General features: G+C 70.1%; 8 protein-coding genes. 2 read left to right on the plus strand and 6 right to left on the minus strand.

Translation table 11 applies throughout. The features are described from left to right. Window positions 1–14 precede the first annotated feature (14 nt). From ACIA77_RS47695 to ACIA77_RS47715, 5 genes are all read right to left on the minus strand, one after another. Complete coding sequence (locus ACIA77_RS47695) at window positions 15–2642, minus strand: LuxR C-terminal-related transcriptional regulator (protein WP_395892838.1); 2628 nt, start codon at window positions 2640–2642, stop codon at window positions 15–17. Beyond that, a complete protein-coding gene (locus ACIA77_RS47700; protein WP_395892839.1) occupies window positions 2639–5356 on the minus strand; it encodes a LuxR C-terminal-related transcriptional regulator in 2718 nt (905 codons plus the stop codon). The genes ACIA77_RS47695 and ACIA77_RS47700 overlap by 4 nt, the downstream gene beginning before the upstream one ends. A gap of 176 nt (window positions 5357–5532) precedes the next feature. Next, a complete protein-coding gene (locus tag ACIA77_RS47705) occupies window positions 5533–6513 on the minus strand; it encodes a zinc-dependent alcohol dehydrogenase family protein (protein ID WP_395892840.1) in 981 nt (326 codons plus the stop codon). Between the two features lie 145 nt (window positions 6514–6658). Further along, window positions 6659–6967, minus strand: a complete 309-nt coding sequence (locus ACIA77_RS47710; RefSeq protein ID WP_395892841.1) for a 4-oxalocrotonate tautomerase family protein — start codon at window positions 6965–6967, stop codon at window positions 6659–6661. Between the two features lie 71 nt (window positions 6968–7038). Further along, a complete protein-coding gene (locus ACIA77_RS47715) occupies window positions 7039–7626 on the minus strand; it encodes a TetR/AcrR family transcriptional regulator (RefSeq protein WP_395892842.1) in 588 nt (195 codons plus the stop codon). A gap of 301 nt (window positions 7627–7927) precedes the next feature. On the opposite strand from ACIA77_RS47715, the gene ACIA77_RS47720 reads away from it, so the two are divergent. Beyond that, entirely contained in the window at window positions 7928–8089 is a 162-nt protein-coding gene (locus ACIA77_RS47720; protein ID WP_395892843.1) for a hypothetical protein, read from the plus strand. A gap of 499 nt (window positions 8090–8588) precedes the next feature. Here the strand turns inward: ACIA77_RS47720 and ACIA77_RS47725 are convergent, their stop codons facing one another. Then, window positions 8589–9566, minus strand: a complete 978-nt coding sequence (locus tag ACIA77_RS47725) for a helix-turn-helix transcriptional regulator (protein WP_395892846.1) — start codon at window positions 9564–9566, stop codon at window positions 8589–8591. Window positions 9567–9729: 163 nt separating this feature from the next. Between ACIA77_RS47725 and ACIA77_RS47730 the strand changes: the two genes are divergently transcribed. Continuing rightward, on the plus strand, window positions 9730–10185 hold the full coding sequence (locus tag ACIA77_RS47730; protein ID WP_395892844.1) for a nuclear transport factor 2 family protein: 456 nt from the start codon (window positions 9730–9732) through the stop codon (window positions 10183–10185). Window positions 10186–10277: the final 92 nt, after the last annotated feature.

Consider the following 10277-nt stretch of genomic DNA (forward strand, 5'->3'; position numbering starts at 1 on the left):
CCGCGGCAGCCGGGTCACCGGACCGCGTCGGATCTCCAGATTTCGGCGGGCAACGCCTGGCGGAGCTGATTGCGGCCGCTGATGCCGAGCCGCAGGTAGGCGTTGCGTAGATGGCTGCTCACCGTCCGCGGCGACACCTGCAGTCGCTCCGCGATCTCGGGGTTCCCCAAACCCTGCGCCGCGAGGCCGGCGATCAGTACTTGCTGGGCCGAGAGCGGGGCGGCGCAGGGGGCGCTGCCGGCCTGTCCCCCGCTGGCCTGCAGCTCAACGCGAGCGGCCTGGGTGAACGATGCCGCACCGAGCCGATCGAAACCTGTGATCGCGTCGGTCAAGTACAGCCGGGCTTCAGAGGGACGTCGCTTGCGCCGCAGCCACGCCCCGAAGTGCAAGCGGGCGAGCGACCGCTCGACGGGCCGCGCCGGTGCGCCGGGGCCGTGGATCGCGGACAGGAACCGCTCCTCGGCCGAGCCGTCGTCGCAGAGCAAGGCGTAGGCGTGGTCGAGGGCGAGGCTCACGTGGGCCGGCGGGTGAGCGCCGGCCCGTTCGCGGATCCGGTTCACGGCGGGGAGAGCGTCCCGCGTTCTCCCCGAACGCGAGGCGGCGATGGCGAGGCCCAGTGGGTCCAGCAGGCGCGGGAAGAACGACCCGGCCAGCTCACACATCGCGTCCATGTCCAGGAAGTCGCGGGTGGCCGTGTCGTAGTCGCCCGCGGTGAGCGCGGCGAACCCCAGGGCACGCAGCAGATCCCGATGAGCCTCCCGGTTGACGCCGAGGTCGAGCAGCGGCCACGCACCTTCCGCCAGTGAGCGAGCACCCGGCGCGTCGCCGCGCAACGCCAGAAGCATCGCCCTGAGCGCGAAGACCTCGACCTGCAACAAAGTCAGCTCGTGGGTGGCGGCCAGGTCCCCGGCGCCGCCGAGGACCTGATCGGCCTCCGGCCACCGGCCCGAGACAATCAGGCCGGCCGCCAGCAGCGGCCACGCCTCGGGGTGATGGGGTGCGCTCGGCTCGGCGACTGGGTCCATCAGCACTCCCCACCGCAGCTCGACCGCGAGCTCCGCGGCGCCGCTCCGGTCCGCGAGCTCGGCCAGCGCGAGCCGGTCGGCCGCGCGGGCGCCTGATTCCGGACGGCGCACGATCTCCTGGCGAGACAGCGCGCGGCCGGCGTCGAGCCGGACCTCGGCCGCGGCACGCTGCAGGTCGGGATCAGCGGAGCCGAGGACGGGCACCGGCGGTGACCGGAGCGCCAGAGTGTCGGCGAAGCGCAAGAGCCGACGGGCCGCCGCGAGGTGCTCGGCAAGGCCAGAGGCCGCGGCCACCACGCTGGCGCAGACCGCCGACCCGAGCGCGGTCAGCCGGTCAGCCGGTGGGTGGCTGCGCGCGGCACCTTCCAGCGTCTCCATCGCTTCGCGCTGCAACCCCTTGCGCGACAAAGCCAGTGCGGTGGTCATCGCGACGCCGGCCCGGAGATCGGGGCGCTCGGTGCGGCGCAGCACGAGCGGCGCGACATCCCGGGCCCACTCCCCGTCACCGGCCGCCGCGGCGGCGAGCCCGGCCAGCAGGTAGGCGCGAGCAGCATCGCTCTGGTCGGACCGCAGCTCGGCGGCGCGGTGGGCGGCGAGGCCGGCCTGCTGCAACGCCCCGACCGCCAGCGCGCGGCGGCTCGCTTCTTCCAGCGCGTTCGCCGCGTCGGCGTCGGGTCCCAGCGGCACCCGGCCCTGGTGCATGGCGCGTTCGAACGACGGTTCGGCGATCGCGGCCACGAAGTCGGCGTGGAGTTGCCGGCGAACCGCGGCCGGCGCCGAGTGGTAGACCGCTTCCGCGACGAGGGGGTCGGGAAAAGTCACGTCGTCGCCCAGCTCCACGAGTGACGCCGACACCGCCGGCGTCCAGAGGTCCTGCCGCGCCGTCGGGTCGCGCAGCGCACACTCCACAGTGGACAGCGGCTCCGCGCCCACCCGGCCCGCCGCGTACAACAGAGCTCGGGCGGTTTCCTCGGGCATTGAGGCGAGCCGCTCCCCGTAGATCGAGCGGATCCGTGGTGACACGAGCCCTGAGCCCTCGGTGCCGGCACGCCCCAGCTCGACCAGGGCCCGCGGGTTCCCCTTGGCGCGCCACATGATTTCGATAGCCCGGCGACCCGTGACCGGCACGGGGAGCCCGCGCAGCAGTTCGGCCGCCGCCGGCGGCGGCAGTGGCGGCAGCGTGGCGTGGCCCAGTCCGCGGTGGCGCGGGCCGCCCACCGCGCCGGACGCGGTCAGCAGGAAGACGACGGGCCGGGAGCGGAACGCCTCGGTCATCGAGAGCAGTGCCGTCACCCACGGCGCGTCGATCCGGTCCACGTCGTCGACGGCGTAGAGCACCGGCCGTGCCCGAGCAGTCCGGTCGAGCCATTCGGCGATCGCGCCGAGGCTGGTGGTGCCCACCTGACCGACGAACGGAGCCGCGAGCTGGGCCGCGCTGCCGTCGGAGGCCGATGCGTGCACGGTCGCGTACCCGGCCGCGCGAGCCCGTCGGACGGTTTCCTGGACCAGCCGGGTCTTCCCCGTGCCCGGGCCCGCTGTGACCAGCAGTGCCGAGCCGCCGGGCCGGCCGGGCGTGATCAGACCCGCGGCGAGACGGTCCAGCCTGGCCGGGATCATGCCGGCCCCGGCACGACGGTGTGCAGCTGCCGCCTGCTGACGATCCCCAGCTTGGGATAGATCTGGTACAGGTGCGAGCCGACCGTGCGCGGCGAGAGCCCCATGCGAGCGGCGATCTCCCGGTTGGTGAGCCCCTCGGCCGCCAGCTTCACGATGACCTGCTGCTGGGCCGTGAGCGACTCGAACGCCTCCCGATCGGGGCCGTCCTGCGGCACCCCGGTGGCACGCAGCCGTATCCGGACCTCCCGCGCGTCACGCGTTGCGCCGAGCCGGACGAAGGTGTCACGAGCGGCCGCCAGCAACGGCCGAGCATCGCGGTCGCGCCGCCGGGTCCGCAGCCAGTCCGCGTAGTCGACCAAACCGAAGGCGTGTTCGTACGGCCGCTCCCGGCCTTCCTTCGCGGTGGCCACAGCTCGCAGCGCGGACTCGACGTCCGGGTCCGCCGGATCGGACACCAGCGCCACGGCATGCCGGAACAGCGCGGCCCGCCGAGGCGTGGTCCGGGTCGTGCGCTCCATCCTCTCCAGGACGCGCAACACGGCGTCGGGCCGGTCCGCCTTGGCCGCCGACCGGGCGAACTCGGCGATTGCCCGGTACGACCACGCGAAATGAGCCGCGTCACCACCGGGCTCGAACGTGAGCTCGAAGTGCTCACAAGCGCGGGCGTGGTCGCCGGCCGCCGCCCAGGCCCGGGCGAACGCGTGCTGCACCAGGCATTCGGCCATGCGCCCACCGGGTCCTCGCCGCTCCCAGGAGGTGAGCTGCTCCAGGGCCGCATCAGCCTGACCGCGACGGGTGAGCAGCGACAGCACCTGCGCCCGCACCGTGCGGCGCAGTACGGGGAAAGCCCCGGCCACCGCTACGGTCTCCGCCTCGGTGGCGAGTTCGTCGGCTTCGCGCCACAGCCCGCACTCGATCAAGGCGTCGAGGAGCACCACGTAGGAAAACGGGCAGGTGGTCGCGGCGCCCGCGCGACTCAGCAGGTGCCGGGCTCTCTTGAGCTGCGTCATCGCCGCGGACGGGCGGTCCTCGAGCCACTCGCCGACGCCGAGCGCGAGCGGTTGGCTCACAAAGACGTCGTCGCGCTTGTCTTCCAGGGCGGGGACACCGGAACCCACCGCCGGCCCGCCGCGTGGACTGATCGCTCCCGAGATCAGCACGACCGGTTGCTCGGCGCTCCGGCAGAACAGCACATCGGGTTCCCCGAACCGGGCGGGGAGCTCACCTGCCGCGGCGAGAATCTCCATCGGCCCGGCCCGGTGGCGCGGGTCGCCGCTGACGAGAACGTCAACTTCGGCGGCGAAGGCGAGGCCGAACGCGGCCTCGCGATCGGCCAGTCCCCTGGCCAGCAGAGCCCGGATCTCACCCAGCACCCCGGTGGAGGGATCGCGCAGGCGGCGGTGCTGGGCTTCGACTGCCAGCGCCCGGCCGAGGACGTCCGGGTCTGCGGAGCGGGTTCGACCCAGATCGACGAGCTCACGGCACCACGCGTGGTCGCCGGCGAGCGCGGCCTGGCGAGCGGCGGTGGCATACCGGCGCGCTGCCCGTTCGTCGTCCGTGCTCGCGTCGGCCGCGCGTTCGAGAGCGGCGGCGCCGGCGGAGTGATCGCCGTGCCCGGCCGCCGCGGCCGCCGCGGTTTCCAGTGCGCTCGCCGCCGCCTCGTCCGGTTGGTCCGCGGCGAGCGCGAGGTGCCAGTGCCGGCGTTCCGCGTCCGGCGGTAGGGCCGCCGCCAGCGCCCTGTGGGCCCGTTGCCGCTCCGCGAAATCCGCTCCGAGGTAGCAGGCGAGGCGGACCGCAGGATCAGCGAACCCGGCCCGGTCGCCGGTCACCGTGAGAAGCCCGGCCAGCTCGGCGGGTGCGCAGGCGGCCAGTTCGGCACCGGCGGCCGCCAGCACGGTCGCGAGGTGATCGGCGCCTTCGGCCGCCGCCGCGCTCAGCAGAACCCGCCGGGTCGCCTCGGGCAAGGTCGCGATGCGCCGGGAGTGCTCCCGGCGCATCCGATCCGGCAGGATCAGCCGGTAGCCGCCGTCGTCGAGGCTGGCGGCTGCGGCCAGTTCGATCAACACCAGCGGGTTGCCACCCGCGTGCCGCAAGAGCTCACCACGCCACCAGCCCTTGGGCGCCGACGGCTGGCGGTCGAGCAGGACCGACGCGTCGGACGACCGCAAGGGGCAGACCTGCCAGACCGGGACGTCGGCATCGAAGCGGCTCGGCGGCAACGGGCCCCGGGCGGCGAACACCAGCGCCACCCGCTCGGCCGAGAGCGCCCGGCTGAGCACCGTCAGCGTCTCACGGGTGACTCGGCTGGCGGAGTGCAGGTCGTCGACGAGGATTGCCAGCGGCTGGTCCCGGGCGATGCGCCGCACGATGGCCAGCAACGCCAGCCCACCGGCGATCGGTTCGGCCGACCCCGACACCAGCGCCTCCGCTCTGTCCCGCAGCGACGCCGGCCACACGCCGGGCCTGCGGAGCAGCGGCGCCACCAGGCGGCCGACGATCGTGCCGCCCGCAGCCGCGGACCCGGCCGAAGCGGATCCGGCGACCACCCGGAAGCCGCGCTGCGCGGCCACCTCGCCGGCCAGAGCGAGCAGGCGCGTCTTACCGGTTCCCGGATCGCCGAGCAACAGCAGCTTCGCGACGCCGTGCAAGGCCTGTGACACGGACGCCGCGATGTGCTCGCTGTCCACCACCCGACCCACCAGATCCGTCGCCATCGGCCTCCGCTTCCCGTCTGTGCGCATCGCCAGACAACCTGACGCGGGTGCGAACACACCATGCGGATTGCAGGCAGAACAGAGGTCACCGGTCTAGGAGGGGAAGGCGTGTCGGCCCCGCAGTGGGAGCTCGGAAGGTCGTGCGCCGACGGCGCGGGGCGGCCGCCGGCGGCGGATCAGGCGAGGTCGACGACGACTTTGCCCGCGGCGGCGCCGCTCCGGACCAACGCGTAGGCGTCGGCGAGGGTGTCGAGCGTGAACCGCCGCGGGTCCACCAGCGGCTTCAGCTCGCCGCGGTCGACGAGCGCCGCGGCTGCCTCGGCGATCTCGCCGTGGTGACCCCGACCGCGCCCCGAGAGCATCGGCAGGAGCGTGAACACGCCCGAGTAGGTGGCGCCGCGGAAGGACAACGGTGCCAGCGGGTGCGTGCCCCAGCCGAGCGAGCTGACCACGTGACCGGTGTAGTAGCGCGCCGCGGCGAAGGACGCGTCGAGCACGGGGCCACCGACGGTGTCGTAGACGATGTCGAAGCCTTCGCCGTCGGTGTACTTTTCGACGTACTCGTCAACCGGCGTCCGGTAGTCGATGCCCGTGGCGCCCAACGCCTCGATCGAGGCGAGCTTGTGCGCGGCGTCGGTGGCGAAGACCTCCGCGCCGTACGCCCGCGCGATCTGGATCGCGACGTGGCCGACGCCGCCTGCGCCACCGTGCACGAGCACCTTGTGCCCCGGCCCCACCCGCGCCCGGTCGACCAGCCCTTCCCAGGCAGTGATGACGACCAGCGGCAGTGCCGCCGCTTCACGGAAGCTCAGTGATCGCGGCTTGTGCGCCAGCAGCATCGCGTCCACGGCGACGGCCTCGGCGAGAGAACCCTGAAGCGTCCCGACCCCGCCGGTGAGGCCGTAGACCTCGGCACCGGGCGCGAACCCGGTGACACCTGCGCCCACCCGGTCGACGATGCCGGCGAGGTCCATCCCCGGCACCGCAGGCAACTCCCGCTGGGCGTGTGCGGCCTGACCCGCCGCGATCTTCAAGTCCAGCGGGTTGACTCCGCTGGCCTTCACGTGCACCAGGACCTGTCCCGGCCCGGGTTCGGGGTTGCGGATCTCCCGCAACTGCAAGGGTTTCCCGAACTCCTCGAGTACGACCGCTCGCATGAAGCCTCACTCCTGCTCGATGTTCATCGTCCGGAGCGCGCCCGACGGCTCCAGACTCTCGCTTAATCGAACAACCTTGTTTGATTAATTAAGCCCGATTGTGACCGAGGTCTCCAGGGTGGCGCCCGGTCACGGAAACGGAGTCTCAAGCAGTTCGCGGATTCACCGGCGAGACCTTTGCCCATTCCAGTCGGGTCGCCGGGTGCCCGTCGACGGTCTCCACGACAGACTTGGAGTTCGTCAGGGTCTCCAGGAGCGAGGCGGGGCCGCGGAAGGGTCGTCCCCCGATGTGCCAGCCGTCGGTGTGCAGTTCCTCGATCAGGACCCACACCACCTCACGGAAGGCTTCCGATCCCTCGAACTGCACCATCACGTCCGTGAGAGCCGCGGCCAGCGCGTGCTTCTCCTCCTCGGTGAATACACCCTCGACGAGCTTGACGTTGACGAACGGCATGACGGCGGCCCCTTTTCGCGGTGAGCTGATGCGGCTCACAGCGTGCCGCGGCGCCGAGGCGCACGGATCTGTCAGATGACTGCAGTCGACCGCCCAGCAGCGAGGTGACTTCCGATGAGGCGTCCGGCCGCAGCCTTCGCCCCGTCGACAACGGCCTGATCCTGCAGCAGCCGCCCGGAAGCGAGCGCGCCGTCGATGAGCAGGCCGATCTGCTGCGCCAGGCCGCGCGCGTCCGGCGCGCCCGTCTGCTCGCACAGCTCGGCGAGCCACGCCTGCCGCCGCTCGGTGTGCTCAATGGTGATCGCCCGCGCCTCGGAGTCCAAAGTGGTCTCCACCGCAGCGCTGATGAACGGGCAGCCGAAGAAGCCATGCCGGTCGAACGCGTCGAGCAGCGCGTCGAAAACCCCGACCAGCTGGTCGGCCGCCACTGGTCCGGCCGCCTCCGCGGCGGCACGCAACCGCGCACGCCACGACTCGTCCGTCCGCCGCAAGTACTCCGCGACGAGGTCCTCCTTCGTACGGAAGTGGACATACAGGGTCGACTTGGCCACCCCGGAACGCTCGATGACTTGTTCGACGCCGACCCCCCGCAGCCCGTGCAGGTAGAACAACTCGGCGGCAGCGTCCAGGATCCGGTCCACCGACTTGGTCTTGCGCACCCGCGTCACCACGGCACAGCCCCTCACCGGAACCTTGCTTAATCGAACAGAACTGTTCGTATGATAGCAGGGCCGACGGCACCAAAGCCCGGACCGACAGCGACGCTGAGAAGCCGGCCCCATGCACGACCTGCACGACTACGTCAGCGGACTGAGCGAAGAGAAGACCCATGCCGACTGAAACGTCCGACCAGCGTCAACAACCGGACTGTGTGCCGTAGACCCCGGCCTGGTCTTCGACACGCCGGCGGTCGTCGGCGAGGATGCCGCCACTGATCGCCACCGTAGCCAGCTAGTGCTCATGAAGGAACACGGCGAATCCGGTGACCTGCTAGGCGTCGGCCACGGCAGCGTCGATCTTCTTCGGCATCGCGCGCGTGGCGCCGACGTCGCTGCGCGGCTCAGGAAGGTTGGTGTCTGCGATCGCACCGGATGCCGGCAGGAAGCGATCAACTCGACCTGAGCCGTGCACCACGCGGAACAACCAAGATCGCGTTTCGCGCCTACTCACCGCCCCGTAAGCCGCAATCGAAGTGCTGGTCGAGGAAGTGTGACTGTCGCGATCTCCACGACGAGGCGAACTCGGTCGCAATAAGGTCACGCTCGCGCCTGATTTCGGCAAGTTGATTTGGCCCCAGTTCGGCATTCCGATGTGGCCCCGGTGTTCGGGTTGCGGGATTGGTCGGCATCTTGATCTGCCCCACCTGGTGATCAACGCCGTGGAGCGGCACTCTGATCTGGCCCCACTTCGTTCGGGTGTTTGTGCTGGTCGCGTAGTTGATTTCCGGTGGCGATGACGTGAACCACCACGAACCCGGGCGGCCCGGCCGGTACGAGACTGGAACCGAGATTGCCGCGGTCTGCCTACCACCGCGGCAGCACGCCCATGAATCGCCGAGTTCGCCCAAAGATCAACAAGTCACCGGGAAACGCTCAACCCCATTCGGCCAGTGGATGCGGGCTCAGGGCTCCGGGTCGTCCGCGATCACGGTACCCATCCAAGCGCGAAGAGCACCTTTCAGTTCTACCGGCTCGATGATTCGTACACGAGTCCCCAGTTGAAGAACTCGAACTGCGATCTCCTCGAGACTATGGCCCCCGAACGTGATGAGCGTTCGCTCGGCTCCGTCGGGTTCGAGTGAGCCCGCACCGGGTGGCACCAGGCGCTGGGCACGATCGAAGTCGATTTCTGCCTGCACGGTGGCGTAGAACGGATACTCGGCGAGCAGCATCTCGGACACCATGCGGGCGGCGTCGGGTGGCTCAACGAGGTTCGCCGGCCGTCCGGTCAGTTGCGCCTCGATGACACGATCGGCACGAAAAGTCCGCCACTCGTGCTTGCCGTTGTCGAGCGCGACCAGGTACCAGCGGTTGCGTGTTCGCACCAACTGCCAGGGGGCCACTTCGCGTGATGTCAAGTTTTCCCGACGGTCACGATAAGTGATTAGAAGTGCTTCTCGGGCACGGCAGGCAGTGGCCAGCGCCAGGAGGACGGTGGGTGTCACCGGTTCCTCGGCCGCGCGAGGTGTGTGCACGACAATGCCGAGGAATCCCTCAAGTCGTGCGGCCATTCGTGGCGGGAGCAAGCGTTGCAGCTTGGCCAGGGCGGTGAACGCGGCCCGGTCATGTCCGAGCAAGCCGGACAGCGCCGCCTCTTGCAAGGCCACCACGACGGCGAGCGCCTCATCATCGTCAAGGGGCAACGGAGGCAGCAAGGCACCACCACCGAGCCGATAGCCGCCCCACGGGCCGGGGTCCGACTGGATGCTGTAACCAAGGTCGCGGAGGCCGGCGATGTCTCGTCGCACTGTGCGCTCTGTGACCTGCAGTTCCGCGGCGAGCTCCCGGTTGGTCCAGGACGGCCGGCTCGCGAGTGTCGACAAGAGCCGGAGCAGCCGTGCAGAGGGCTTGACGACACACGCTCCCTCGGATCGGATCAGGACAGGATCTGACCTGGTCGCGGCCTACGGTGGCAATCGGTCGGTGCGGACCAGGACGCGAGGCTGTCACGACGGGTGCCGGCTGCCGTGACCGACCCGCCGGGACTGCCGTCCCAGCGGGTCGCAAGATCAATCACAGGTGTACAAAAAGGATGAACCGAACATGACCGAAGACAAGATCGACTTCAATGAATTCGATCCGAAGGTGATCGCCGACGTGTCTCAGCAGAACAAGGCGCTGGTACTGGACTTCTACAGCGATCTCTCGGCTGGCAACCATCAGGGGGCGATGGATCGGCTGGACGAGGATCTGGAATATCGAGTCGGGGGCAACCCCGCCGAGTTCCCACTCGCCGGGGTGCACTCCAAGGCAGAGCTGATCGAGGTTCTCGGCAAGATCGGCGCAGCCGTCCCCGGCGGCGTCCAAGTTGAGATCTTCAGTGCTATCGCTGAAGGAAATCAGGTGGTGGTCGAGTTCATCGCTCGAGGGGTCTCCGACAGTGGCAAGACTTACGAGAATCGAGTGGCCTTCTCGTGTGAAGTCATCGATGGGAAAATCCGGAAAGTGCGAGAGTATCTCGACACGCTCCATGCCAACGCTGTCCTGATCGAGCGGTGACCTAAGTGATGTCTCGTAACCCGGTTTGAGCTCGGTCGCGCTGATCGTTGATCATGTAGTTGTGCAGGTGATCTCGGCATCGCGTTCGGAAT

Source organism: Amycolatopsis sp. NPDC051903, from assembly GCF_044452505.1.
Lineage (GTDB): Bacteria > Actinomycetota > Actinomycetes > Mycobacteriales > Pseudonocardiaceae > Amycolatopsis.

Bases quoted from the DNA above. Each gene is read 5' to 3' on its own strand.
- ACIA77_RS47695 (WP_395892838.1), bottom strand. From the start codon at position 2,642: ATGATCCCGGCCAGGCTGGACCGTCTCGCCGCGGGTCTGATCACGCCC.
- ACIA77_RS47700 (WP_395892839.1), bottom strand. From the start codon at position 5,356: ATGGCGACGGATCTGGTGGGTCGGGTGGTGGACAGCGAGCACATCGCG.
- ACIA77_RS47705 (WP_395892840.1), bottom strand. From the start codon at position 6,513: ATGCGAGCGGTCGTACTCGAGGAGTTCGGGAAACCCTTGCAGTTGCGG.
- ACIA77_RS47710 (WP_395892841.1), bottom strand. From the start codon at position 6,967: ATGCCGTTCGTCAACGTCAAGCTCGTCGAGGGTGTATTCACCGAGGAG.
- ACIA77_RS47720 (WP_395892843.1), top strand. From the start codon at position 7,928: ATGAAGGAACACGGCGAATCCGGTGACCTGCTAGGCGTCGGCCACGGC.
- ACIA77_RS47730 (WP_395892844.1), top strand. From the start codon at position 9,730: ATGACCGAAGACAAGATCGACTTCAATGAATTCGATCCGAAGGTGATC.